The organism is Nocardia heshunensis (assembly GCF_054782115.1).
Map to the genome: position 1 here is coordinate 392,111 of NZ_BAAGTC010000007.1, position 25,679 is coordinate 417,789.

Sequence of the window (25,679 nt, forward strand, 5' to 3'; positions counted from 1 at the left end):
GCAGGGCGAGATCGGACAAATATTCACCGGTCGTTGGCCGGATTCCGCCGAAGCTCGGGCGAGCCCGGCCGCCGGATTCGTCAGGGCTGCAGGATCATCCTGCCGGGCACCCCGCCACCGGCCTTCGAGGTGAAGGCCGCAGCCGCCTCGGCGAGCGGATAGACCGCGCCGACCTGGGGTTGTAGTCGGCCCTCGTCGATCAGGCGGGCCAATTCGGCGAGCTGATCGCGGTTGGGTAGCTGTACGAAGACGATCTTGGTGATGTCGTCGCGATCGGTGGGGAACTCGCTGGCGGCCTTGATCGTGATCAGGATGCCACCCTCCCGCAGCAGCACCGACGACCCGGTGAGCACCTCGCCGCCGACGGTGTCGACCACCAGATCCGCCTGTCCGGCAACATCTTCCAGCTTGTCGCCGTTGTCCAGTGCCAGATACCGATCGACCCCGAGCCCGGTGGCCAGCTCCCGCGAGTGTTCCCGCCCGGTCCCGATCACCTCCGCGCCCGCCCAGTGCGCCAATTGCACCGCCACCGACCCGACCGCCCCACCGGCACCGTGGATGACCACGGTCTGGCCCTTCTCGAGCTTCCCGTGGTCGAAGAGCGCCTGCCAGGCCGTCAACCCCGCCCGCGGTACCGCCGCGGCGTGAATGTGGTCCAGCGACTGCGGTTTCCGAGCCAGATTCCGCGCCTCGACGGCGACGAATTCGGCGGCCGCCCCGTCCCGTAGCTGATCGGTGAGCCCGTACACCTCATCGCCGACCGCGAACCCGGCTGTCCCGAACCCGACCGCGGCCACTACCCCCGACACCTCGTTACCGGGAATGATCGTGTCGCGCCGATGCCCCGCCCGGCACGTCCAAATCGGCCAATCGAGCTCGTTGTGCGTGATCCCGCACGCGACAACCTTGATCAACACCTCACACAGCCCCGCCTTGGCATCGGGCACATCCTCATAGATGAGCCCCGCGATACCTGCGGTCGAATCATGCGTGCGAATGGCCTTCATGCCCCGCTCCCTCCGGTGCGCGGATCAGCAGTCCTGACTCCCCGAAAGACGGTACGCCCCAGCACCGACAACCAATATCGAATCAGACACCCGAACAACAGCTTTCAGCAGATTCTCAGCCCCGCCCGGCCGCTCACCCTGCGCCACCCCAGATATTCCAGCTGGTCCCGCCCCGCGCCCGCTCCCGCTGCCCGCCCCGCTCCAGATACGGCACCTGCCGCGAGAAGTACCGCTTGGCCTCACACTCCTCCCCACACTCGGCATGTTCGACCAAAGCCCGTTGCGCCACCTCGAGATTCAGCACCGGATGGTCCGGCATGTCATGCCCGAAAGCTCGCTTCATAACTCAACTCCCAACATGAGGGCCGTCGGCAGGCACCAGCGCGCCGCACTCGACCAGCCGCCGTTTGGCCTGGTTCTTCACCGCACACACCGAAACCAGACAATTCCGGTGCCGCTGCATGATCAGATGCGCGTATTCGATTGTCATGACCGGCAATTCGCTAAGGTCAGTGATAAGTGGGTTGGACACAGACCTCAGATTTACTCCGGTGCCAATGGAATTGGGACGGTCACGACAGGCTGTCGGCGAGGAAAGCGCCGAACTTCCAACACGGGGGGTTCCAAATTTCACGGCCTTCGATAGAAAGGCTACGAAAATGTCTGGCTCAACTCTCGCCGGTCGGGCGCTCGGTCGGCTCTTGGCCGAGTATCGGCAGCGCACTCAGATGTCGAGGTCGGCTGCGTGCATCGTGGGCACATCCGTGCAGACCATCGGCCGTCTCGAGGACGGGCTCAAGGCGAAGGTGTCACAGCTCTGGATCAACGCCTTTGCTGACGCTTATCACTGCACTGACGACGAGCGGCGATTGCTGCTCAATCTGGCTCAGGAAATGGCTTCGGCGCAGAAGAATTGGTGGCGCGCCTATGCCGATGAGATGAAGCCGGGACTCCATCACTATCTGGCGTTGGAAGGCACGGCTCGCAGACTTGCCACGTGGCGGATCGCGATGATCCCCGGGCTACTGCAGACGCCCGAATATCGGCGCGCCATGGCCTGGCTCGAGTTCCCGGAGATGCCGACCGAGCAGGTTGAAAAGCGAATCGAGATGCACGTGCGCCGCCAGGACCGTCTGAACGACAACGGACTCTCCATCGATGTGATAGTGGCGGAGGCGGTGCTTCGCGACCAGATCGGTGGCCCGGCAGTCATGGCCGAGCAATTGGAGCGGCTCGCGGATCTTTCGTTGCAGGAGCACATCACCGTCCGCATGGTCGCTAACGATGCGCCCTGCCTGGGCTCGATGGTGGGCTCGTTCTCGCTACTGGAATTTCCGAAGCTCCCGGCCACCGGCATGGTCGCGCGGCCGGTGGTGTTCGTCGAGGGCTACGCCGGTGATCTGTATCTGGAGCGTGAAGGTGAGGTGCTGATCTATCGCAACGCATTCACCGAGATTGCCCGAGTAGCGTTGGAGCCGGACGCAACTCGGCAGTTCATATTGTCGATAGCCAAGGAGTTCAGATCGTGAGAGTCGACCTGTCCAGGCCACACTGGTTCAAGAGCACATACAGCAGCAGTTCGGGCGGCGAATGCCTGGAAGCAGCGCATTTGCGCGGAGGCCACGTCGCCATCCGCGATTCGAAGTTGGGCGATACGAGCCCGGTGCTCGTCATCGGTCCTGTCGACTGGGACCGGTTCACGAGTGCGGTGCAAGACGGTCGGTTCGATTTGGGCTGATCCTCGGGGATACTCGCCGATGGGAGGCCAGGGCATCATGCTCGTCCTCCCTTCTTGTACGCTCGGGGCGTGGGAACCTACTGGCACGCTGTCACGCCGCCGCCCGTCGTCTGATCGGGCGCATCGGCTGAGCTTCGCTTCATACTCCGGCTGACCTTCTCGGCAGTCTGGTTTCCGTCGTGCGCCCGTTTCGATTCCTTCCCATCGGAATTCGACGACGGAGTTCACGACAGTGTCCAATCGCACGACCTCTCGCGCCGCTGCGCGCGCTCATTCCACCTCTTGGCGCGGTAGCGCGCCGATTCTGATCGCCTCGGTGTGCTGGGGTACCACCGGGACGGCCGCGTCCTTCGCTCCGGCCGGAACTTCGGCCGCCGCTATCGGTTCGGCCGGGCTCGTGCTCGGTGGCTCGCTGCTCTACCTGACCGGGCGGGGAAATCGGCTGCGGCTCAGCAAGTCCGAACGGTGGCTGTTGATACTGGGTGCCTGCGCGGTAGCCGGGTATCCGGTGACCTTCTATCCCGCGGTGTCGCGGACCGGTGTCGCGGTGGCTACGGTCATCGCGCTGGGGAGCGCTCCCGTGTTCGCGGGCCTGTTGTCATGGCTGACCGGTCACGGCAGGCCGACCCGGCGGTGGTGTCTGGCGACCATGTTGGCCGTGATCGGTTGCACGCTACTGGTTCTCGGCCCTCAGTTGGCGGATTCTAGGGCGCACATAGACCTGGTCGGCGTCGCCCTCGCCATGGGCGGCGGCCTGACCTATGCCGTCTACTCTCTGGTCGGCAGTACCCTCATCGCCCGCGACCACCCTTCGAACACGGTGATGGGCACCATGTTCGGCCTCGCCGCCCTGCTGGTCTTGCCGGTGGTCCTGGCGTCCGGCCCAGCCTGGCTCGCTGCCCCGCGCGGCCTCGCCGTCGCCCTGCATTTGGCGCTCTTCACCACGTTCCTCGCTTACCGCCTCTTCGGCTACGGCCTGCGCCACACCACCGTCGAGACCGCCACCACCCTGACCCTCGCCGAACCGGCCGTGGCTGCCCTCCTTGGCATCGCGGTCCTGGGTGAACGCCTCCCGACCCTGTCCTGGGTGGGCCTGGCTATCCTCGCCGTCGCCCTTGCGGCCCTGGCCGGGTAGCTGAGGTTTCGCGGAGAAGGTGATTGGCGTCGTTGCGCCACGCGGCGATTCTGGTTATAACCAGTCTATGACGGCTGACGCTACGTTCGAAGCTCGTGGACTTCTGCTCGATATGGACAGCACCCTGGTGAATTCGGAAGCCGTGGTGGAGTTCCTGTGGCGCGGTTGGGCCGAGGAACACGGCCTGCCGATCGCCGACGTGCTGGCCGTGGCGCACGGCCGCCAGGGCTGGGCGACCATGGCGGCGCTGCTGCCCGATCGCCCAGCCGAACTCAATCACGCCGACAACGCACGAATGCTGGAGCAGGAGGCCAAGATCGTCGATGGCGTCGTCCCGGTCCCCGGCGCCCCCGAATTCATGGTCGCCGTCGCCGACCTCCCGCACGCCCTGGTGACCTCCGCCAATATCCCCCTCACCGAAAAGCGCATGGGCGCAGCCGGTCTCCCGATCCCCGCGATCCGCATCACCGCAGAATCGGTCAGTGTGAGCAAACCCCACCCCGAGGGCTTCCTCAAGGGCGCAGCCGAACTCGGCCTCTCCCCCGACGACTGCCTGGTCTTCGAGGACTCCGAAGCAGGCATCGCCGCCGCGAAGGCCGCAGGCATGCGCGTCATCGGAGTCGGCCCCCGCGCGATCGCCTTCTCCCCCACCGCCCACGTCCGCGACCTGACCCAGATCGCCGTCGAGTTCACCAACGGCCTCATCGCCATCCACGTCCTGCCCTGACCCGCAACAACTTTCACCACACGATCTCCACATCTCTCCCCTAGCTCCGACAAGCGAGGCGGCTACTGTCGGTTCCGGTGCCGCGGAGCGCGGCCCACCGGGGAGGGATGATGATCGACAATGCCCAGCTGTCGAACGAGCAGCTGTCGCCACCGCGACGCGACGCGGGGCAGGCGACCCGGGACGGCGAATCGTGAAATCTGCTGTCCTCGTGCCGATTTGCCTGCTCGCCGTGCTGGTCACCGGATGCGGTCCGCACCATCGGCCCGCGCCGTCCTACTACGACCGGCTCAGCGCCCCCGAGCGCAAGCTCGTCGACGAGGCCAAACCGCTACGCCCCCTGGACGCCTGCGGTTTCGTCGACCTGGATTCGGTCCGCGGGCCCACCCCGATCGAGGTGCGCGACGAGCCGGGTGGGTGCGAGCTGCGCCATACCAACGGCGCACTGGGCTATCTCGACGTTTCCGTCGTCGCGCCGGACCGGCTGAACCTCGGTTCCCGCAACACCATCACGACCGTCACCCTCGACGGTGTGCCGGTGCAGGAGGGGCACGAACAGCCGGGCAACGAATGCCATATCGCCGTCAGCCGCGATGCGAGTTCCAGCCTGCAATTCGAGAACGGTGACGATGACTGCGGCGCGCTGGAATCGATTGTCCGGGCCTCGCTGCCGCTGGTGCACACCACCCCGCTGCACAGCGATTCGAAATTCCCCGGCGCCGACACCAAACTGGCCCGAATGGACCCCTGCGGGGCCCTGGACGCGGTCGAATCGACGATGCCGATCCGGTTGGACTTCGACGAACCGGCGTACTGCGAGGGCCGTACGGCCCCGGCGAATCCCGATGACGCCGAATACATCATGGTGTTTTTCGGTGTGTCCACGTCGCCGATCAAGGGCGTTCGGGACGATATCGGTGCGGTTCCGGTCACGACGGAGCAAGGGAGCGACTGCCGCTTCACCGCCTATCTCGGATACCGGGCTCCGGCTGCCGAGGGTGGGACGGTCGCGCCCTACGACCAGATCTCGGTGGAGACCAGATACCAGGGTTGCACCCGCACACGCGGACTGCTCGCCCACCTCATCGACGTCTATCAGCGGAGTTGACGGCGTCCGAGGCGAGGCAGCCCGCGTGTGGGTTCCGGGCGGCGCTGGCGTCGGTGCGCCGCCCGGAGTCTGTGGGGCTCAGATGTTTTCGATGGCCGCCGGTTGCGCCAGGCGGGAGTGGAAGCGGGAGTAGCCGAAGTAGATGACCAGGCCGATGACCAGCCAGGCGGCGAAGCGGACCCAGGTTTCCCAGGGCAGGGACCAGATCAGGTAGATGGAGAAGCCGATGCCTACGACCGGGACGACCGGCATCAGGGGCAGGCGGAATTCGCGGGGTTCGTCGGGGCGGGTGTAGCGCAGCACGATCACCGAGACGCTGACCACGATGAACGCCATCAGGATGCCGATATTGGTCAGTTCCGCAACGACATTGATCTTCAGCAGTCCGGCCAGGATGGCCGAGCCGATGCCGACGATCCAGGTGACGCGGGTGGGCACCTTGCGGACCGGGTGGGTCTTGGCGAACCAGGCGGGCAGCAGGCCGTCACGGCTCATGGCGAACCAGACGCGAGTGACGCCCAGCATGAAGGTGAGTACCACGGTGATGATGCCGACGATCGCGCCGATCGCGATGATGTTGGCGACGCTGCCCATGCCGGCAGCCTTGAACGCAGTGGAGAAGCCGCTGGTGGGGCTGATGTCGGTGTACTTCTGCATGCCGGTCAGCACCAGGCAGGCCAGCACGTAGAGCACCATGGCGATGGCCAGGGAGTAGATGATCGCCTTGGGCAGATGCTTTTTCGCCTCTTTGGATTCCTCGGCCGCGGTACTCATGGCGTCGTAGCCGAACACCGCGAAGAACACCGTCGCCGCACCCGTCCAGACCGCGCCGGTCCCGTACGGGAAGTAGGGGTGATAGTTCGCGGTATTGATCTTGAATACCCCGAGCACGATGATCAGCAGCACGATCGCCACCTTGATCCCCACCGCGACCGTCTCGAACCGACCCACACTGCGGATCCCCCGCGAGAGCACCCACGCGCTGCCCAGACAGAACAGGATCGCGAACACGTCGACCTTGTGCCCGTCACCGGTCCCGGCCGCGCCGAGCATCCAGTGCGGCAACGTGATTCCGATCTGATCCAACAGGAAGTTGAAGTACCCCGAGACCCCGATGGCGACCACCGCCGCCACCGCCACGTACTCGAGCAGCAGATCCCACCCGATGAACCATCCGGCTAGTTCACCGAGCGACACATAACCGTAGGTGTAGGCCGATCCGGCCTTGGGGACCATGCCCGCGAATTCCGCGTAGCACAGCGCCGCGCACGCACTGGCCACGCCGGCGATCAGGAACGAGATGAGAACCGAAGGCCCCGTGGTCTTGTTGGCCACCGACCCGGCCAGCGCGAAGATGCCGGCGCCGATGATGCCGCCCACCCCGATGGCCGTCAGCTGCCACAGGCCGAGGTGTTTGGACAGCCGCTCGTCGGCGGGCGTGTCGTCCTCGACCTCGGTGATCGGTTTGCGACGCAAGATCTGGCCGCGCAGTTCCGCAATGGACATGCGGGATCCTTTCGTTCCGCTGCGTCCCGCGCCGATGCGAGTAACGCAGGTCACACTCGAGCTAGATCAGCTAATCGGACCATGTATGGGGCTGTGATCGGGCGATTGGTTAAATAAAGTTCAGAATCGTTGTCCGACCGGCCAAAGCACTCGAAATCGGCTGGTCGGGCGTGTCGCGGCAGCCCGAAGTCGTGGTCGGGCGCGGAACATCTTGTGGCGGCGCGGTTTCGGTGGGCGAAGCCCGAGCAGGTGCTCTAACCTTCGAAACCGAAACGTGTTCCATTCGAATATCAAGGTGGGGGTTCAGTCCACGTGACCCTGGGCGTGTACGAGCACGAGGTGCTCGACCGAATCGAGAAGCTGCTACCCGTGCTGCGCGAGCGCGCGCAGGAGACCGAGGATCTGCGGCGCATCCCCGACGAAACCATCGCCGACCTGCGCGCGACCGGATTCTTCAAACTGATGCAGCCCACGCAGTGGGGTGGTTTCGCTGCCGAGCCGGTGATCGTCTACGACGCCATCCGCCGCCTGTCTCGCGCCTGCGGGTCCACCGGCTGGGTCTCGAGCGTGCTCGGCATCCACCCCTGGCACATCGCGCTGTTCGATCAGCAAGCGCAGCAGGAGGTTTGGGGCGAGAACCGGGAGGCCCTGGTCTGCTCGTCCTACGCCCCGATGGGCGCGGGCCTGAAGGTCGAGGGCGGCTTCCGCCTCAGCGGCGCGTGGCGCTATTCCTCCGGCTGCGACCATGCCGACTGGGCACTCGTCGGCGGCCCGGTGCTCGCGGATGGTGCACCCATCATGATCGACGGTCTGCCGCTGTTCGGCAGCTTCCTGATCCCCAAGTCGGACTTCACCATCGACAATGTGTGGGACACCTTCGGTTTGGCCGGAACCGGCTCCAATACCCTGATGGTGCAGGATGTTTTCGTCCCCGAGCACCGCTTCCTCAGCTTCCAGGCGATGAACGACGGCTCCATGCCGGGCGTGCAGGTCAATACCGAGCCGGTCTTCCGGATGCCGTGGGGCACCATCATGCCGACCGGCATCTCCACCCCGGTGCTGGGCATGGCCGAGGGCGCGCGCGACATCTACGTCGACTACCAGCGCGAGCGCTGGCGGATCGCCTTCGCGGGCGAGCAGGCCAAGAACGATCCGTATGTCACCGAGCGGGTGGGCCGAGTGACCAGCGATATCGATGCTTCGTGGCGGCAGCTGTCGGGCCACATTGTCGAGGAGTACGAAACCATCCTCGCCGGTGGCGAACCCAGCATCGACACCCGTCTGGACGCCCGCCGCGACCAGGTGCGCGCCACCCAGCGCTGTGTTGCCGCCATCGACGTGTTCATGGAATCCGCGGGAGCGGCGGCCCTGGCCAAGGGCACGCCGCTGCAGCGGCTGTTCCGGGACGCGCGCGCGGCCCGGGTGCAGGCCACCAATGAAGCCGAGAAGGTCTACGACATGTACGGCAAGTACAAGTTCGGCCTCGACCCGCTGCTGATCATGGTGTGACCCGCATTATCGCGGTGTGACACAACCGATTACCGTCGTGCGCCCGGACCGAAGGATCGCAGGAAGAACGCGAGATTGGCCGGGCGCTCGGCGAGGCGGCGCATGAAATAGCCGTACCACTGATCGCCGTAGGGCACATAGGTGCGCAGATGCGCGCCGGTACCGACCAGCCGCCGCTGTTCGTCGTCGCGGATGCCGTAGAGCATCTGGAACTCGAAGCCGTCGACGCCGCGGCGGCCCGAACGCAGGTAGCCTGCCGCGGCTTCGAGCATGACCGGGTCATGGGTGGCGATCATCGGGTAGCCCAGGCCGCCCATGAGGACGTCGAGGCAGCGCAGATACGACGCGTCGACCGCGTCCCGGTCCTGATACGCCACCTCGGCCGGTTCACGATATGCGCCCTTGCACAGGCGGATTCGCGATCCCGGCCCCGAGAAATCGCGGCAGTCGCCCTCGGTGCGCAGCAGATACGCCTGCAACACCGTGCCCACCCAGGGAAAATCCTCCCGCAGCGCGCGCACGATTCCCAGCGTGGAATCGGTGGTGGTGTGGTTCTCGGCATCCACGGTGACCCATACGCCCGCGGCCGCGGCGGCCGTGCAGATCTTGTGGGCGTGTTCGAGGGCGATGGCGTGCCCGTCTCGGGGCAGGGACTGGCCCAGCGCCGAGAGCTTGAGCGAAACCTCCAGCGGGCGAACCGTTCCCGTGGACCCCGGCAAACCCTCCAGGGTCCCCAGCAAGGCCAGGTAGTGCGAGACGGTTCCGCGCGCCCGCTCGATATCGGTCGTGTCCTCGCCCAGATAGTCGATGCTCGCGTACCGGCCCGAGTCGAGCAGATCAGCCGTGACGACGGCCGCCTGCTCCTCGGTTTCTCCGGCGACGAAGCGCCGCACCATCTTCCGGGTGGTGGCCATCGAGGTGACGGTGCGTTCCACCCGCGGTGACCGGGAGGCCGCCAGCAGGGCGGGCCGCATAACGGTGGTGAACATCAGCGCTCCCCCACTTCCGTCGCGACCTCCTGATGCGGATACCGATGCTCGGTCGGCGGCACGAAGGTCTCCTTGATGGTCCGGGTCGAGGTCCAGCGCAGCAGGTTCTGCGGCGACCCGGCCTTGTCATTGGTGCCCGAGGCCCGCGCACCACCGAAGGGCTGCTGCCCGACGACCGCGCCGGTCGGCTTGTCGTTGATGTAGAAGTTGCCCGCCGCGAAGCGGAGTCGCTCGGTCGCGGTGGCGACTGCCGCCCGGTCCTGCGCGATCACCGCGCCCGTGAGGCTGTAGGGCGAGCCGCGATCCACCAGGCCCAGGACGTTCTCGAACCCGTCCGGGGTCGCGTCGTCGTAGACGTGCACGGCGAGGATCGGGCCGAAATACTCGGCGCGGAAGGCCTCGTCGGTGGGATCCTCACCCAGCAGCACGGTCGGTTCCACGAAATAGCCCACGCTGTCGTCGGCGCGGCCACCGGTGAGCACGGTCAGGCTCGGGGTCGCCTTGGCCCGATCCAGGGCGGCCACATTGCGCTCGAAGGCGCGTCGATCGATCAGCGCGCCACCGTAATTGGTGAAATCGGTGACGTCGCCATAGGTCAGTTCCGACACTGCTGCCAGGAAGTCGCCCGACATCCGCGACCACACCGACTTCGGGATGAACGCCCGCGACGCCGCCGAACACTTCTGACCCTGATAGTCGAACGCTCCGCGAATGAGCGCGGTACTCAACACTTTCGGGTCGGCAGAGCTGTGCGCGACTACGAAATCCTTGCCGCCGGTCTCGCCGACCAGCCGCGGATAGGTGTCGTACCCGGCGATGTTCTCGGCCACCGACCGCCACAAATGCTGAAAGGTGCCCGTCGATCCGGTGAAGTGGATTCCCGCAAGCCGCCGATCGGCCAACGCGACCGCCGAGACCTCCGGACCGTGCCCGTGCACGAGATTGATCACGCCGGGCGGCAGGCCCGCCGCCTCCAGCAGCCGCATCGTCCAGTAGGCCGAAAGCGCCTGGGTCGGAGAGGGTTTCCACACCACGGTATTGCCCATCAGCGCGGGCGCGGTCGGCAGGTTCCCCGCGATGGCCGTGAAGTTGAACGGCGTGACCGCATACACGAACCCTTCCAGCGGCCGATACTCCACCCGATTCCACACCCCGGGCACCGAAATCGGCTGCTCGGCCAGAATCCCGCGCGCGAAGTGCACATTGAACCGCCAGAAATCCACCAGCTCACAGGGTGCGTCGATCTCGGCCTGATACGCGGTCTTCGACTGCCCCAACATGGTCGCCGCGGCGATCGTCTCCCGCCACGGCCTCGACAACAGATCCGCCGCCCGCAGGAACACCGCCGCCCGCTCGTCGAACGACAGCGCCCGCCACGCCGGTGCCGCCGCGGCGGCCGCCTCGATCGCCTCCGCGGTATCCCGCGCCTCGGCCACCGTGATCGTCCCCAGCACCGCCGAATGCCGATGCGGCTGCACCACATCGACCACCTCGCCCGCGCCGCGCCGCTCCTTGCCCGCGATCACATGCGGGATCTCGACGGCGCTCCCGGCGAGCTCGGCCAGCTTGTCCTGTAGCCGTTTCCTCTCCCCGCTCCCGGGCGCGAATGTCCCCACCGGTTCGTTCACCGGTGTCGGAGTGACCGTGACAGCGTCCATGACATCCTCCTGGCGATCAGTGGCCCGGGCCACGCAGCGATGACGCCGAGTCAACCCCGAACCGGCCCACGAATATTGAGCCGATCGGCCAAAGCCCCACCCAATGTGTTGTACGTTCGGCTGAACGGCGGATCTCGCCAGGCTCGAAGCCCCGCGCCCGGACCCTCATCCCGTCGACCAGGCCGGAGCATCGGAGGCAAGATCGTGGCCCACACCGAAACCGCATCCCCGCCGACCGGCGTCGCCCTGTGCGATCTGATCGGCGCGCTCGGCACGACCCTGGTCGAGCTCGTCCACGCCCCGCTCGGGGACGAGGTGGCGGTGCGTTCGGTGGCGTTGGTCGACAGCTCGGATTTGGCGTCGGAAACTGTTGCGAACGCACCGATGTCGGACATCTACCTGCAGGTGGGCATTGCCGAGGCGGAGGCGGTGCGCTGGCTGGGCGAGGTCGAGAGCCGGGCACCTGGGCAGCGCCCACGCGTCGTCCTGACCAAGACCGCAGCCGAATCGGAGGCATTCCAGCAGGCGGCGGCGAGGGTGGGCGTCGCCATCGTCGCGGTGCATCCGCGGGCGCGCTGGGATCATGTGTATCCGCTGATCCGGCGCATGCTCGACCGCACCGACCGCGCGCGTGACAGCGCGGATCAGGATTTACTGGGCGCGGATACGGACCTCTTCGGGCTAGCGCAGATCATCGCCCAGAACGCGGGCGGCATGGTGAGCATCGAGGACGCGCGGTCACATGTGCTGGCCTACTCGGCGTCGAACGAGGCCGCCGATCGGATGCGGATCCAATCCATCCTCGGGCGGGAGGGGCCCCGCGACTATCTGCGCATCCTGCAACAGTGGGGCGTCTTCGACCGCCTGCGGCAAACCGACGAGGTCATCGATGTCCCGGCTCAACTCGACATCAAACACCGGCTGGCCGTGGGGATTCGGCGGCCCGGGGACGACAGCGTGCTCGGCTCGATCTGGCTGCAGGAGGGTGAGCAACCGTTCAAACCCGGTGCGGCCGAGGTGTTGCGCGGCGCGTCCGCCATCGCGGCTCGCATCATCACCCGCAGCTTGGACGCACCCTCGACCGAGGCGCTGCTGATCCAGCGACTGTTCGGCGCGCACGGCGATGGCGTTGACGTGCCCTCGGTGGCCGGCGCGCTCGGCATCCCCGTCACCGGACCGGCCGCCGTCATCGGGTTCGCCCTCACCGGTGACACCCCCACCGCCCGGGACCGCGACACCCTCGGCAGCGCACTTCGCCTGCGCGCCGGGGCATTTCGGCGCGACTCGCTGGCGACCCGGATCGGTGATCGCGCCTACATCCTGTTGCCGCGCTATCAGTCCGCCCGCGCGGTCACCGCCTGGGCCCGTCAGCTCGTGGACCAGCTCGAATCCGCCAGCGCCCTGATCCTGCGGGCTGCCATTGCGATTCCCGTCCCCGACCTCGCCGGTGTTGCCCGCGCCCGGCTCGAGGTCGACCGTGTCCTCGACTCCACCGCCGCCTCCTTCCCCTGCGACCGCGTCACCACCCTCGCCGAATCTCGCACCGCCGTGCTGCTCGGCGAAATCCTCGACCTCATCGCCGCCCGGCCGGAACTCCACGACCCCCGCCTGACCGCCCTGTTCGACTACGACACCACCCACGCCGCCCAACTCGAATCCAGCCTCACTCACTACCTGCGTCACCACGGTGACGTCCGCGCCGCCTCCACCGCCCTCAACATCCACCCGAACACGTTGCGCTACCGCCTGCGTCGCGCCCAGGACATCACCGGCATCGACCTGGACGACCCCGCCGACCGCCTTCTGCTCGAACTGCAACTCTCGCGCCACCGCCGCGGCGCCCGACCGAATCCCTAGGCGGTCACCGCGCCCGCGGCCAACGCCAACGCATGCTCGCGTCCCGGGCAGGCATGCCGACCCTCGCCGAACGGTCTCCCGGTGAGATCGACTTCCACGACTTCACCCGACGGCGCGACCCGACGGGTGGTGGGCACCGGCGGATTTCGCCCCTCGATCAACGCCAAGGTTGCCCCGTGTGCCTGCACGAGCAGCCCGATCCGGTTGGCCGTGACCTCATCGGCTACTCCACCGCACGCCGCCACCAGACGAGCAACCGCGAGATCCGCCTCCGGAGTGACGCTCATATGCGGCTGATAACACGGCGCGACCAGTGCCACGTCCGCCTCGACAGTCGGCGACAACCCCAGCGCCACCGCCAATTTCGCGGTCGGCGTTCCCCCACCGCCTCGCAACGCCTCGACATCCACACCCCGCAACTCCGCCTCGACGAGCGCCCGCCGACGCCTGTGCGCCTCCCCCTCACTGAACCGCACGACACTCGCCCGCAACCACGCGACACCATCCGTTGCCTCAGGAACACTCGGAACCGGGAAATTCAGCATGCCCAACGCTACGACGCCGATCTTTCGGTCCACACCGAACTACGGCCCTAGCAGTTCGAGGGGGCCGGTTCACCGCGGAAGCGGGCGTCGATCCAGCTGACGGCGGCGGGAGCGCCCAGGACCGCGGTGGTGAGATGGTCGGGGCAGGGGAACAATTCGGACTGCACGGTGAGGCCGGCGGCGCAGTAGCGGTGCATCGTGTTGGTGATGGCATCGACCGGGATCAGGGCGTCCTGCGGGGAGTGCCATTCGTAGATCGGGGTGGTGGGGAGGGCGTCGGAGAGTTCGAGGCTGTTGTCCTCCACCACATGTCGCGCGATCGGATCCTGCACCAGCGAAGTGGAGGCGGCGAAGTCGAGGGCGCTGTGGCCCGCGCCCGCGACGAGGATCTCATTGGTGCAGCCATTGGCGATGGCGTTGCGCATGGCCAGTCCGGCGGCGTTCATGCTGTCGCCGATGGGCAGTTGGGTGGGGTATTCACGCTCGAGGCCGATCGCTGCGGCCGCCGCCAGCCCGAACACCGGATGATGTTGGTAGCCGAGGGCTTCGATCATCTTGACGAGATTCATCGGGACGCCGCCCGCCGCCGCTCCGGCCAACCGCAACTCCGGGGCATAGCGGGGTTGCAGGGCCGCGGCCCAGGCCGTCGCCATGCCGCCGCCGGAATAGCCCAGCAGCGCAACCGGACTCGCCTCCAGGCTGAACTCGTGGACGCGGCGCAGGGCGCGGATGCCGTCGAGGGTGATCATGCCGCCCAGTCGCGCCGCACCGTAGGCGATGGTGGGGCCGAGGTGATCGGGCAGCGCGATCGACCAGCCGCGCAGCAGCAGGCCGTTGAGGATCGGGGCCTCACGCACCGCCAGATTCGGGTCCTGGGTGTAGAGCACATGGGATACAGCGCATTTGGCGCCCAGGGCGTTGATGATGTGCTGATAGGAAAGCAACGGCGCGCCGGGGGCGGCGGAGGCCGGGCGCAGCAGCGTGGTGGTCGCGGCGATGGGGTTGCCCGCGGAATTGGTGGAGCGGAACTTCACCAGCGTCACGGTGACACCCGGGAAGATCGGAAGCGACGGCATGGCTCGCACCGCGAGCACGTCGCCGGGTGCGGCGGCGGCGATATCGGCCGAGGCTTGATAGAACGGATCGGGATCCGGTGTCGGGTAGAGCGGTGATGCGCCCGCGGTGGTGGCGGTGAAAACCAGCAGAACGGGCAGTGCACACGGCAAGACGAGCAGCGCACCGAGCGCGATCAGACGGCGGACGCGAGAACCGGCCGCGCCGCGACGAATCACGGCGGTCATCACGGGATACATACCTCCAGCGGGTCGCTACGAAGTTGCCGATAACTGTCGGGCTTCCCGGCAGCCTGACCGTTTGCGACACGCCGAACGTTCCAATAATTCCTCCGCGGCGGGAATCGCCCCGCGTCAATTCCGCCGCGTCAATCCGTCAGCGCAGATTCCAGTAGCGGCCACGAATCGTGCAAATCCTGTTGCCAATACGGCCAGGAATGCGTGCCCTCCGGATGTAGAACGACCGTCGCGGGCACGTCCAGTTCCCGCAGTCGCTGCACAAAAGTCTCGGTACAGCCGCGCACCAGATATTCCAGCACCGCGCCGAAGGTCACCGCCTGCGGCATGAGTGGATCGGTCAGCGATTCCGGTCCGGGCGTTCCGCTGCCCGCCGAGATGTAGACGGCCTTGCCGCGCAGCGCGGCCGCGCGGGCCAGCGGATCGTGATCGGCCCAGGCCGGATCGGCGTCGGGACCCCACATATTGTCCGCATTGCCGCCCACCCAGCCGACCGAATTGCGAATGGCCAGTTTGGCATTCGCGCTCACGGTGTCCAGGCAGCCGCTGAAGGACGCGAAGCCGCGATACAGCTCCGGATACCGGGTGGTCAGCGTCGCCGCCGACAGCGCGCCCATCGAGAGCCCGCCGATGGCGTTGCGGCCGTTGCCCGCGAACCGCGCGTCGATCAGCGGCGGCAGTTCCCGGGTCAGGAACGTCTCCCAGCGCTGCACCCCGCCCAGCCCGGGATCGGGCCGCTCCCAGTCGGAATAGAAACTGCCGCGCCCGCCGACCGGCAGCACCACATTCACCCGCTTGTCCGCGAAGAAGCTGACGATATCGGTCTTCTGCGTCCAATTCGTCTCCCCCGCACCGGAATCCACACCGTCGAGCAGGTAGTAGGTGGGACGCGGTCCGTCGTCGGCTGGGTGCAGCACATCCACGGTGACCGTCCGGTCCATGGCCGCGGAATACACCGTAAGTTGTGATCGGTGCGGGCCGAGGTCGCGCACCCCGGCAATGGCGGATTCGATGGGCGGATCGGCCCGTACGATGCCGGTGCCCGATATCGACAACACCATCATGGTGAGTGCCGCGGCCGTGGCCTTGCGCATATCGGCGGTCATCGCTGTCCATTCATCAGGATCCGACTGTCCGAGCATGTCGGATGCTAAGTGAAATGAACTCGACTCAATCGAAGCGACGCCGCATGAACTTAGCTAACTGTTAGCCAAATCACGGTGACCCAATCAGTGACCCGGGCCGGTACAACCCGACGGCACCAGTCGCCCGGCGAGCATCTGCTCGATCCAGCCATTGGTCAGCGGAATCGACAACGCGCCCACCAGGAAATGCTCACCCGGAAACGGCTGCAACCGCACCCGCGCACCGCGGGCGCACCACTCGTCGAACAGATGCAGCGCGCCCTCGAACGGAATCCAGATCTCATTGACCCCGTGGAACAGGAACACCGGCGCGGCCGGGGCGACCGCACCCGGCCGGTTCTCCCGCAGAATCCGTTGCACCATCGGCAGTTTCGTCGGATCCGGCACATCCGAGAGCTGATCGGCCCGCAGCGGCGCGATCACCCCGAGCGCGGTCTCCTGCGAAATGCAGATGTCGCGGAACAGCTTCGCCACCCGCCAGCCATTGTCATTGAGCAGATCCAGCAACTCCGGATACTCGCGCCCGAGCCCCAACGCCGCCGCCAGCAGCACGCCCGAAGCGAAATTCACCCCGTCCATGCGTGGCACCAGCAACTCGTAATCCGCCGGATTGCCCCCGATCATCGCGCCCACCAAGCGAATCTCGGGGGCGTAGGCCGGAGCGAGCTGCGCGGCCCAACTGGTTGCGATCGCGCCGCCGGAATATCCGGTCAGCACCACCGGCGTATCCGGACTCAACCCCGGCATCGGCGTTCGAGTCGCCGCCCGGATCGAATCGAGGACGGCGTGTCCGCCCATGAGTCCGGCCGCATACGCCTGACGCGGGCCCTGATGATCGGGGATCACCACCGCGTAATTCTTGGCCAGCAGCAGCTGAATCGCCAGCAGATCGGCCGACACGCCGCGCTTCAACTCCGTCGACGGGGCGCACGAATGCCCGACCGAGGAGATCGGAATGTTGTAGGACACCAACGGTCTCGGACCCGACCCGCGCCACGGCGCGTTCGGCAGCAGCAGCGTGGTGACCACCGGGACCGGCTGATTGTGGGAGTCCGTGGAGCGCACCAGTAGTTCGAGGGAGCGTGCGGTGGGAAACAGTCCACCGGCGGTGCGGACTGCCAGCAAGGCCCCGGGCGGCTTCGTCTCGAAGCCTGGTTTGGGCGTGTAGAACGGATCGGTTCGCGGCGTCGGCATGATGGCGGCCAGATCATGCTGCGGCGCAATGAGATCCAGCAGCGGATTGGCATGCGCGGACGCGGGCACCAGCGCTGTCGCCAGTGCCACCAGAAACCACATCCGTATTGCCCGGATTGTCACGATCCCGGATCGTTGCATACCGAATGGTCTCGTTTTCGGATTTGCCTCGGCGCGGCGACCACGACTCCCGGAACCATGCCGTGACCGGCCGGATCATGAGCAGCCCCGGGAACCGTTCCGGCGCACCATCGGTCCGGTTTCTGGCACAGTATTCGGAATGAGGTGGTCGGTCGTGTTCGCGGCGGTACTTGCACTGACCGCCGGATGCGCTTCCCACGCGCCCGACTCACCTTGGCGGGAACTGTCCGCACCGCAGCACGACGCACGCGTGCTGGAATTCGTGCCCACCGCCGACGGAGTGCTCGCGCTGGGCTCGATCCCGGTCCCCGACGGCCGCACTCCTGCGGCCTGGACCACGACCGACGGCAGTCACTGGAAATCCGTGCCGGTCCACGGCGAAAGTCCGTACGCCAAACTCGCGGAACTCATCTCGGCCGGAGTCGGCAATCAGACGGTGGTGTTGGGCCAGGCTTTCGGGGGCGCGCACGCCAATCCACGCATGACCATCTGGAGCGGGGATGCGAGCAAACTGACCGAATACCCGCAGGCGATGGAGATGTTCGGCGGCCCGCATGCCATCGCGGTGAGTGCGGCTGCCGCATTACGTGGCACCGATCTGCTGATCGGCGATTGGGACGGGCCCGGCGGCCGCTACGGGGCGGCGTTCTGGACCTCGGCCAACGGTGCCGACTGGATCCGGCACGCCGACGACCCGGCCCTGTCCTCGGCACCCGGCGAACAAACCGGAGCGGCGGCGGTGACCACCGGACCCGATGGCTTCGTGATCGTCGGAGAAACCCTGCGCGACACCGTCATCCACCCGCTGCAGTGGACCTCACCCGACGGCATCACCTGGCAGCGTCACGAACTCGCGGGCAATAGCGCCGCCGCCACCGGCATCGGCTGCGGAGCAACCGCATGCACGGTCTTCGGTCAAGCCATCGGTGCGACCCCGCATGTCCTGTGCTGGGGCTCCCCCACCGCCGACCCGGTCTCAGGCCCAGCCGCCGGATCCGTCGACGTCCTACAGGTAATGCCCGCCGGTACCCGAGTATTGAGCCTGGTCGCCCTCGACCACACCGTCCAACTACAGTCCGTCACCGCCGATTGCGCTGACTGGCAACAGCTTCCGCTGCCCGTCAGCTCCCCCATCGCGCGCATGACCACATTGCGTGCGGGTCTGCTGCTGGCCACCACCGACGACGACCGCAGCAGACTCTGGCTACATGCCCTGCCCTAGCTGTCCTGTTCGGCTACCGGACCGAGGGCTCCATCGCCTGGGCTATCGCCGCCATCCCGGCGAGTAGTGCAGGGAACCACGGTTCGTTGCGAGCGTCCCCGTTCCCGCCCATCCAGCACACGACCTTGCCGCAGTGAATTCGGATCCGCTGCACCGGTGCCTGCTGGGCCAACTCGAGCGCGGCCGATCTCATCGGAGCTGTCAGAACCAACGGCACTGCGCGGACGTGTGACTGGTCGTCGACGCGCGTCTGAAAGGCGCGTTCGAAAGATGGGTCGTCTACCGAAGCGACGTAGTACGTCAAGCCCTGTCTCACGAGATTGCTTTGTGGAGCGACCAAATCGATATCCGGATGGCTGCGGTCGATACCGTCCACGAAGCAACCGGTGTAGTAGTAGGTCGTCGTCCCGGACCCGTGGCGGACGTCATGCTTCGCGCGGAAGCTGGTCCACATCCGGCCTGCGATCTCGCCGGTGATGGGATGGCTCATCGAACCGAACCCACCCAGGCTCAGCGCGCTTCTATTGGCTTTCAGCCATGTGGGCGTCGGCCAACCGCTCCAGCCGTCGACCTTGCTGACCGAGTGCAGCGCCTGGTTGTAGTCGGAATTGGTCTTGGTGGTTCGGACCAAGAACCTGCCCAAGTAAAAGGCGAGGCAGACCACAATCAGGCCGCCAAAGAGAATACCCTGCTAGATGATTACCCCTCCCCATTCTCAGATGCCTTGTAGCGCATCGAGACCCCTGCCCCGCACCGTATCCGGCGCAGGCATTCGAGGCAAGTGTGTTGACCTCGACCGGCCAGGTCGAGGTCATGTTCCGTGCCCAATGCGCTTATGTCACAGCAGAATCACTCGAGCAGAGATCACCAGGCGACAGGCAGCGATACGACGCCGTAAACCATGGCGTCCCACTTGAATTCGATCTCCTCGACCGGCGCGGTCAACCGCAGCGACGGCACGCGGCGAAACAGCGTCTGCAGGACCATGCCCAGTTCGAGGCGGGCCAGCTGCAATCCGATGCACTGGTGGCGGCCCGAGCCGAACGACAAGTGCGCCCCGGCGTTCTCGCGCTGCACATCCAGCTGCTCCGGGTCAGCGAACGCCTTTGCGTCGAAGTTGGCTGACGCGAGATCGAATACGATCGGGTCGCCGGCGGCGATCGTCTGCCCGGCGACCTCGATGTCCTCGGCCGCGACCCGGCGCAGACCGGTGTCCACGATGGTCATGTAGCGGATCAGCTCGTCGACCGCATTACCCAGCACCGCCGGATCATCGGTGTCGCGGATGATCGCCAGCTGTTCGGGCTGATCCAGCAGCGCGATCACCGACAGCGCGATCATGTTGGCGGTGGTCTCGTGCCCGGCGACCAGGATGCCGACCGCCTGCAGCGCGGCCTCCCACACCTGCAGCTCACCGGAATTCACCAGCTCGGCCACATCCGAGAGCAGATCCTCGGCCGGATTCGCGGTCTTGGTCTCGATCAGCTTGTTGAGGAACCCCAGCATCTCCAACGTCGACTGCTGCTGCTCTTCGGCGGAAGCCTGCCCGCCGAAACCCAATTCGGTCGCCTGCTGGAAGAACGCGTGATCCTCGTACGGCACACCCAGCAATTCGCAGATCATCAGCGACGGCACCGGCAGCGACAGCAGCGTCACCAGATCGCCCTCGTTGCCACCGGCGAGCATGGCGTCGATGGTCTCGTCGATGTGCTTCTGAATATTGGGCCGCATCGCTTCGAGCCGCTTGGGTGTGAACGGCTTGGCCAGCATGCGCCGATAGCGGGCATGCTCCGCGCCGTCGGTATTGAACATGGTGCGCGGGCTCATCTCCGCGACCGCCTTCATACCCTCGTGAATGTGCGGGTAGTTCGGGTGGTGATTGTCGGCGCTGACCCGCACGTCGGCGAACAACTCCCGCGCCACCGCGTAATCGGTGATCAGCCAGGGCCGCTTGCCCTCCCAGGTGCGAACCGTGGAAATCGGTCCCGCGGCAGCGAGTTCGGCGATCTCCGGGGCCGGACGGAACGGGCAGGTCGCCGAGCGACGGCCGGGATAGAAGGTCGGTTCAGTCATGTTCAGGGTCAATCCTCGATCTGTATCGCTCGGGCGGGACAGAACTCGGCGGCCGAGCGCACCGCATGCGCCATCCCCGCAACCGGATTCGCGTCGAGCAGAACCACGACCCCATCGTCATCGCCCTGATCGAAAACCCGATCGGCGCGCGCGACGCAGTGACCCGAGGCAATGCACTTGTCCCGACTGACGGCCACTCGCACGCCGAGCCCCCCACCCTCCTGAAGAACACGTTGCCGCAACAACATTGGCGGCGCGTGATGCTAACACGCATCATCCCTCGATGTCGGGGTCATCGCGGCCCTCGGAGCGCCCTCCACTATTCGATGAACCTGTTCCAGTACTGCGGGTGCCCGGCGGCGGTCAGCCGAAGATTCCCGCCACTGCGGCGGGCACCAGCGCGATCAGTAGGCCGTAGACGATGAACCCCGCGCCGAGCACCGCCCAGGCACAGGGCACGACCTTGCGATAACGCGGGAACGGCAAGGCGATCGCGACACCGGCGACACCGATCAGCGCCGCCAACCCGGCAGGCCTGACCAGGATCACCACGAGGAAGCCGAGCACACCCAGCACCGGAGACCACGGCGAGAAACTCGGTGACTCGGCATCGGGACCGGCCTGCACACGGTCGGAATCGACGTCGCGCGCTCGACGTTCGGCCAGCATCCGGCAGCGGGGGCACTCCGCGGCGGTGGTGAGGTGCCCCGGATCCACGGTCCGGGCACCGTGCTGCGGGCGGTACCCGCCGCTGCTGGGACAACCGCGACTGTGCCGCACGAAGATTCGGGACAGATCAGGAAAGGCCATGAACCATCCATCCCACGAGATACACGGTCAACATCCCGGCCGCGCCGATAGCGCCCGCCCGCGCGACCCGCCACGGCAGCATCGACAGCACGATCGCCAGACCGGCGAGCACACCCATCGCGAGATAGCGGTGACCCGACGAACCGGTCACCACACCCTTCGCGTCGAAGGCAGCGACCACCAATTGCGCGACCGCCTGCGAGATCGGAATGAGGAAGGTGGCCAACGCCCACCAGGCAGGCGAATCCAGGCGCGTGCGCATCACAGACGAATGAATCGTGGAATCCTTTCGCTCAGTGGGCCGGTAGCGGCGGCGGAGTAGGAACGACACCGGTGGTGGCGGCTTGCGGCGGGCCGGGTGGCGACGGCGGCGGATCGGGCACATACGGTGGCGCCACCGAGATCTTCGGCGGCGCGTCCGCCGACCCGAGCAGCGTAGGGTGCTGCTCGGGAACCAGCCGCAGCGGACTGCCGTCGGTCGGCTCGGCCGGATAGATCAGACTGTTGACGCCGCTGTAGTTCCCGACGTGATTGCGTTCTCCGAACGGCAGATTGGTCATCGGCCCGGCCTGTGACATCGTCGCTTCCTGATTGAACAACTGCACCGTGCTGCCGTCGGGCTTGTACTGGTAGCCCTCCGCGCTCGGATACGACGTCACCATCCCGTCGACACCCAGATTGCCTCCGCTCAATGGCGTCAGCATCATGGTCCCGGCCACCTGCGCGACCGGTTTGGACAGTGACGGTGCAAACGGGTCGGCGGCGGAGTAGTGAATCTCCATCGCGCCGTCGACGCCCTGCACCGCACTGACCCGTGGGCTTCCCGCGCCTGCGTCCTTACCGTCGGTGGACATCGAAGGATTCTGGCGGGCAACGAGAACACCGTTGTCCAGATCCGCGAACACCGACACCCGCGACGCCTCCGCCGGTACCGTCGCGGACGGCCCACGGTTGTCACCGACATCGTGCGGAGTCATGCGGCCGTCCACCCAATCCGCCGGATTGGTATCCATGTTCTGCACCTCCGGCGAGGGAATGTAGAGGTTCTGCCGGTAGACGCCGCCTCCCGGCACCGGATTGAACTTCGCCACAACCACATTCGATTCCACGCCACGATATTTCGGATCGTAGGTGTGCGGGTCCAGCGCATCGGCCATCCGCCATTCGTTCTCCGTCGCCGGATCACGGTGATAGACATTGCGGAACGCTGCGATCTGATTCGCGCGACGATCGATCTCGTTGTCGCCCTTGGAAGAATTCAAGGGCAACTGTCCGTCGGCGCCATTGATCAGCGTGGCCAGATCCTGATCGAATCGAGCACCGTCGAGAACGACATTGTCGACCCGTTGCTGCAAATCGGTGATCCTGCGGCGATATTCATCGACTTTCGCCGCTGTCCAACCGGCGGTATCCGGCGGATTCGGATCGGAGACCTTCCCGGTGTCGGGGTCGATGGTGAAGTGCTCACCGTCGGCGGTGCGCTGACAATCCAGGGCAGCTTTCTTCAGTGCGACCCCCTCGTCGTAGCAGTTGGCGGCTGCCCTGCCAACCTGTGCGACCTCCTGCCCGTGCGAGTCGATATCGACCCGGGTCCGGCCGACCGCTGTCCGAGCCGCATCCGACGCGGCACCCTGCCAGGTGTGCAGCGTGTCGAGGCCCTTCAGTGAATTGCCGAATGTGGTGCACGTCCCGTGTGCGGACGTGCAGATCCGGAAGATCTCCTGCAGCTGCTCGGGATCGAACTTCAGCACCTCACCGAATGTCACCATCGCGTCAGAGATCCAACGACGAGGTTCCTGTCGACTCCCGCAGCACGGTGGCATTGGCCTGATCGGTCACTGCGAAAGCCGCAGCCGCAGTATGGATATCCTGCCCGTGCCGATCGGAGTTCTGCGTGAGTACGCCCACCGCCTGCCGCCACGACTCGACCCGGGTGGTGAGCGCGGCGCGGGATGCGCTCAACATATTTCCGGAGAAGTCCTCCAGATTGCTGTGATGCTGCGCGAAAGCATCCGTGGCATCGGTGGACGCGGTGCGAATTGATGCCCCAACCACGTGCAGATCTGCGGGTCCGACTTCGAACACCGTCATCACCCCCTGCACATCCGATTACGAATACTTCACATCGGCCCGATTGCCGTCACGATCAAACCGAGACAATAACACGCAGGCCATTCGGCAATTCGTGAGGACTGACGTGGGGAAATTCATGTCGGCGGAATCCGCTGTCGATACGGTACGCGGAGTGCCGATACCGGCAGTCTCGTATGATGCCGGGATGGCGAAGCAGGGGCAGGCGGGTGGGCGGCCGCGGGAGGGGCGGGTGGATGAGGCCATTGCTGTCGCGGTTCGGGCCATTTTGGACGAGGACGGGTACGGGATGATCACCGTCGATGCCGTCGCCGCGCGGGCGGGAGTGGGCAAGGCGGCGATCTATCGGCGGTATTCGAGTAAGCAGGAGATGATCTTCGCGGTCATCCTGCACGGGATGGGTGAGACGCCGCCGGTGGATACCGGGTCCCTGCGGGGAGATGTGGCGGCGCTCGCCACATGGTTCGGGGACCGGCTCGTGCATACCCAGGCAGGGGTGATGGTGGGGCTGCTCGCCGACATCTATGCCGACCCCGCGCTGCAAACCCGGTTCACCGAGACCTATCTCGCGGTCGAGCGATCCATTGTCACCGGTGTCATCGACCGCGCCATGGAGCGCGGCGAACTGCCCAACCGCCCCGACCCGGCGCTCGTGCACGGGCTCCTGCTCGGACCGCTGTTCACCTGGCAGATCATGCTCGATGAAGATCCCTCGCGCACACCACTACTCGCGCGGGTCATCGCGCATATGGTCGCGGATGCCCTGTCCGCGGGAGTCGTGCCACCCGAGACCGCCTAGTACTGCAGCGGCAGGCCGAAAACGGGGAACAGCGTGTTCTCGAAGAGGGTCATCGCCGCGACTCGATCGCCGGTGAGGGTGAGGACGAGCAACGCCGCTGCGCTTCGGCCGGTCGGGGTGCGATGGTAGACCCCGAAGGCGGGCTGGCCATTGGCTCGCGTCGGCACGAGCGCGAAACTTCGCATGGTGTCGAAAACCAGTGCGCAGAAACGAGCCACGATGTCTCGGCCCTGGTATTCGAGCGGAATCGGCGGCATCGACATGAAGACGTCATCGGTCAACAGCGCCACCAGCGCGTCGATGTCGGCGGATTCATAGGCGGTGACGAACTTCGCCACGATTTCCTCCTCCGCCGGTGAGTCGCCTGGCTGCTCGCCGATTACCGGCAGCCCGCGCTGCAATCCGGCCCGTGCGCGCTTGAGGGTGCTCTTGACCGAATCGACGGTCGTGTCCAGCATTTCGGCCACCTCGCTCGCGCGGAACCCGAGCACGTCGCGCAGGATCAGCACGGTGAGCTGGCGCGGCGGCAGAATCTGCAAGGCGGTCACGAAGGCCAGGGAAATAGATTCGGTCTGCTCATACCGTGCCTCCGGACCGAGCGGCACCGTGATCGCACCGTCCAGCAGGGCGTCGGGATAGGGCTCGAGCCAAGGGATTTCGCCGAGGCTGGTGGGTTCCGGCGGCTCGATCCCCGGAATATCCCACTGTTTGGCCGGCCGTCTGCGCGCGGCGCGCAGCGCGTCGAGGCAGCGGTTGGTGGCGATGCGGTAGAGCCAGGTGCGTAGAGAGGCGCGCCCGTCGAAGCCTTCCAGACCGCGCCACGCGGCGAGCATGGTGTCCTGCAGCGCATCCTCGGCATCCTGGAACGAGCCGAGCATCCGATAGCAGTGCACCTGTAGCTCGCGTCGATACGGCTCGGTCAGCGCGCGGAACGCCTCGCCGTCACCGGCCCGCGCCCTCGACATCAGGTCCGTTCGCGCCAACGTCACTCCCGCAAGCTGATTCACCGTGTGCAGTTCCATGCTGTATGGACGCCGCCCGGGGCGCGAACGGGGCGCGCCCCCTTTCCCGATGCCGCGGCGTCTCCACCAGTGCTAGCCGACAACACTGTCCAA

The 25,679-nt window shown here is 66.3% G+C and carries 26 protein-coding genes; 9 read left to right on the forward strand and 17 right to left on the reverse strand.

The window, feature by feature from the left end:
- Window positions 1-80: 80 nt before the first annotated feature.
- Complete coding sequence (locus tag ACYVN4_RS24885; RefSeq protein ID WP_460724400.1) at window positions 81-1,007, reverse strand: NADP-dependent oxidoreductase; 927 nt, start codon at window positions 1,005-1,007, stop codon at window positions 81-83.
- 133 nt (window positions 1,008-1,140) lie between these two features.
- Window positions 1,141-1,350, reverse strand: a complete 210-nt coding sequence (locus ACYVN4_RS24890; protein ID WP_460724401.1) for a hypothetical protein — start codon at window positions 1,348-1,350, stop codon at window positions 1,141-1,143.
- A gap of 316 nt (window positions 1,351-1,666) precedes the next feature.
- Between ACYVN4_RS24890 and ACYVN4_RS24895 the strand changes: the two genes are divergently transcribed.
- From ACYVN4_RS24895 to ACYVN4_RS24915, 5 genes are all read left to right on the forward strand, one after another.
- Complete coding sequence (locus ACYVN4_RS24895; RefSeq protein WP_460724402.1) at window positions 1,667-2,536, forward strand: helix-turn-helix domain-containing protein; 870 nt, start codon at window positions 1,667-1,669, stop codon at window positions 2,534-2,536.
- The gene (locus ACYVN4_RS24900; RefSeq protein WP_460724403.1) at window positions 2,533-2,745 is read left to right on the forward strand and encodes a DUF397 domain-containing protein; all 213 of its coding nucleotides are present in this window, start codon (window positions 2,533-2,535) and stop codon (window positions 2,743-2,745) included. Before ACYVN4_RS24895 ends, ACYVN4_RS24900 begins: the two co-directional genes overlap by 4 nt.
- A 232-nt stretch (window positions 2,746-2,977) precedes the next feature.
- Window positions 2,978-3,880: an EamA family transporter gene (locus tag ACYVN4_RS24905; protein WP_460724404.1), complete on the forward strand. Its 903-nt coding sequence runs from the start codon at window positions 2,978-2,980 to the stop codon at window positions 3,878-3,880.
- 67 nt (window positions 3,881-3,947) lie between these two features.
- The gene (locus tag ACYVN4_RS24910) at window positions 3,948-4,607 is read left to right on the forward strand and encodes an HAD-IA family hydrolase (RefSeq protein WP_460724405.1); all 660 of its coding nucleotides are present in this window, start codon (window positions 3,948-3,950) and stop codon (window positions 4,605-4,607) included.
- 193 nt (window positions 4,608-4,800) lie between these two features.
- Window positions 4,801-5,715 carry a hypothetical protein gene (locus ACYVN4_RS24915; protein WP_460724406.1) on the forward strand — a complete coding sequence of 305 codons (915 nt, stop codon included), beginning with the start codon at window positions 4,801-4,803 and terminating at the stop codon, window positions 5,713-5,715.
- Window positions 5,716-5,793: 78 nt separating this feature from the next.
- On the opposite strand, the gene ACYVN4_RS24920 is transcribed toward ACYVN4_RS24915, so the two are convergent.
- The gene (locus ACYVN4_RS24920) at window positions 5,794-7,221 is read right to left on the reverse strand and encodes an amino acid permease (RefSeq protein ID WP_460724407.1); all 1,428 of its coding nucleotides are present in this window, start codon (window positions 7,219-7,221) and stop codon (window positions 5,794-5,796) included.
- Between the two features lie 318 nt (window positions 7,222-7,539).
- Here ACYVN4_RS24920 and hsaA point away from each other — a divergent pair, with 318 nt between their 5' ends.
- Entirely contained in the window at window positions 7,540-8,730 is a 1,191-nt protein-coding gene (gene hsaA / locus ACYVN4_RS24925; RefSeq protein ID WP_460724680.1) for a 3-hydroxy-9,10-secoandrosta-1,3,5(10)-triene-9,17-dione monooxygenase oxygenase subunit, read from the forward strand.
- Between the two features lie 29 nt (window positions 8,731-8,759).
- Here hsaA and ACYVN4_RS24930 read toward each other — a convergent pair whose 3' ends face one another.
- Window positions 8,760-9,719: a proline dehydrogenase family protein gene (locus ACYVN4_RS24930; protein WP_460724408.1), complete on the reverse strand. Its 960-nt coding sequence runs from the start codon at window positions 9,717-9,719 to the stop codon at window positions 8,760-8,762.
- Complete coding sequence (pruA, locus tag ACYVN4_RS24935) at window positions 9,719-11,377, reverse strand: L-glutamate gamma-semialdehyde dehydrogenase (protein ID WP_460724409.1); 1,659 nt, start codon at window positions 11,375-11,377, stop codon at window positions 9,719-9,721. Before pruA ends, ACYVN4_RS24930 begins: the two co-directional genes overlap by 1 nt.
- Window positions 11,378-11,581: 204 nt before the next feature.
- Here pruA and ACYVN4_RS24940 point away from each other — a divergent pair, with 204 nt between their 5' ends.
- Window positions 11,582-13,234: a PucR family transcriptional regulator gene (locus ACYVN4_RS24940; RefSeq protein ID WP_460724410.1), complete on the forward strand. Its 1,653-nt coding sequence runs from the start codon at window positions 11,582-11,584 to the stop codon at window positions 13,232-13,234.
- On the opposite strand, the gene ACYVN4_RS24945 is transcribed toward ACYVN4_RS24940, so the two are convergent.
- From ACYVN4_RS24945 to ACYVN4_RS24960, 4 genes are all read right to left on the reverse strand, one after another.
- Window positions 13,231-13,710: a hypothetical protein gene (locus tag ACYVN4_RS24945; RefSeq protein ID WP_460724411.1), complete on the reverse strand. Its 480-nt coding sequence runs from the start codon at window positions 13,708-13,710 to the stop codon at window positions 13,231-13,233. The genes ACYVN4_RS24940 and ACYVN4_RS24945 overlap by 4 nt on opposite strands.
- Window positions 13,711-13,826: 116 nt before the next feature.
- The gene (locus tag ACYVN4_RS24950; RefSeq protein WP_460724412.1) at window positions 13,827-15,080 is read right to left on the reverse strand and encodes a lipase family protein; all 1,254 of its coding nucleotides are present in this window, start codon (window positions 15,078-15,080) and stop codon (window positions 13,827-13,829) included.
- 140 nt (window positions 15,081-15,220) lie between these two features.
- Window positions 15,221-16,195 carry an alpha/beta hydrolase gene (locus ACYVN4_RS24955; protein WP_460724413.1) on the reverse strand — a complete coding sequence of 325 codons (975 nt, stop codon included), beginning with the start codon at window positions 16,193-16,195 and terminating at the stop codon, window positions 15,221-15,223.
- 123 nt (window positions 16,196-16,318) lie between these two features.
- Complete coding sequence (locus ACYVN4_RS24960; protein ID WP_460724414.1) at window positions 16,319-17,518, reverse strand: lipase family protein; 1,200 nt, start codon at window positions 17,516-17,518, stop codon at window positions 16,319-16,321.
- 190 nt (window positions 17,519-17,708) lie between these two features.
- On the opposite strand from ACYVN4_RS24960, the gene ACYVN4_RS24965 reads away from it, so the two are divergent.
- Window positions 17,709-18,791, forward strand: a complete 1,083-nt coding sequence (locus ACYVN4_RS24965; RefSeq protein ID WP_460724415.1) for a hypothetical protein — start codon at window positions 17,709-17,711, stop codon at window positions 18,789-18,791.
- 13 nt (window positions 18,792-18,804) lie between these two features.
- Here ACYVN4_RS24965 and ACYVN4_RS24970 read toward each other — a convergent pair whose 3' ends face one another.
- The 7 genes from ACYVN4_RS24970 to ACYVN4_RS25000 form a co-directional block, all read right to left on the reverse strand.
- Window positions 18,805-19,422 carry a hypothetical protein gene (locus tag ACYVN4_RS24970; RefSeq protein WP_460724416.1) on the reverse strand — a complete coding sequence of 206 codons (618 nt, stop codon included), beginning with the start codon at window positions 19,420-19,422 and terminating at the stop codon, window positions 18,805-18,807.
- A gap of 233 nt (window positions 19,423-19,655) precedes the next feature.
- Window positions 19,656-20,864 carry a cytochrome P450 gene (locus ACYVN4_RS24975; protein WP_460724417.1) on the reverse strand — a complete coding sequence of 403 codons (1,209 nt, stop codon included), beginning with the start codon at window positions 20,862-20,864 and terminating at the stop codon, window positions 19,656-19,658.
- A gap of 8 nt (window positions 20,865-20,872) precedes the next feature.
- On the reverse strand, window positions 20,873-21,112 hold the full coding sequence (locus ACYVN4_RS24980) for a ferredoxin (RefSeq protein WP_460724418.1): 240 nt from the start codon (window positions 21,110-21,112) through the stop codon (window positions 20,873-20,875).
- Between the two features lie 115 nt (window positions 21,113-21,227).
- On the reverse strand, window positions 21,228-21,674 hold the full coding sequence (locus ACYVN4_RS24985) for a hypothetical protein (RefSeq protein WP_460724419.1): 447 nt from the start codon (window positions 21,672-21,674) through the stop codon (window positions 21,228-21,230).
- A complete protein-coding gene (locus ACYVN4_RS24990; RefSeq protein ID WP_460724420.1) occupies window positions 21,661-21,939 on the reverse strand; it encodes a hypothetical protein in 279 nt (92 codons plus the stop codon). The genes ACYVN4_RS24985 and ACYVN4_RS24990 overlap by 14 nt, the downstream gene beginning before the upstream one ends.
- 28 nt (window positions 21,940-21,967) lie before the next feature.
- Window positions 21,968-23,443 (reverse strand): hypothetical protein, encoded by a 1,476-nt coding sequence (locus tag ACYVN4_RS24995; RefSeq protein WP_460724421.1) that lies wholly within the window; start codon window positions 23,441-23,443, stop codon window positions 21,968-21,970.
- Window positions 23,444-23,447: 4 nt separating this feature from the next.
- Entirely contained in the window at window positions 23,448-23,765 is a 318-nt protein-coding gene (locus tag ACYVN4_RS25000; RefSeq protein ID WP_460724422.1) for a hypothetical protein, read from the reverse strand.
- A 187-nt stretch (window positions 23,766-23,952) separates the two neighbouring features.
- On the opposite strand from ACYVN4_RS25000, the gene ACYVN4_RS25005 reads away from it, so the two are divergent.
- Window positions 23,953-24,564, forward strand: coding sequence for a TetR/AcrR family transcriptional regulator (locus tag ACYVN4_RS25005; protein ID WP_460724423.1), 612 nt, complete (start codon window positions 23,953-23,955; stop codon window positions 24,562-24,564).
- Here the strand turns inward: ACYVN4_RS25005 and ACYVN4_RS25010 are convergent.
- Entirely contained in the window at window positions 24,561-25,586 is a 1,026-nt protein-coding gene (locus ACYVN4_RS25010; protein WP_460724424.1) for a sigma-70 family RNA polymerase sigma factor, read from the reverse strand. The two genes, ACYVN4_RS25005 and ACYVN4_RS25010, sit on opposite strands and share 4 nt — an antisense overlap.
- Window positions 25,587-25,679: the final 93 nt, after the last annotated feature.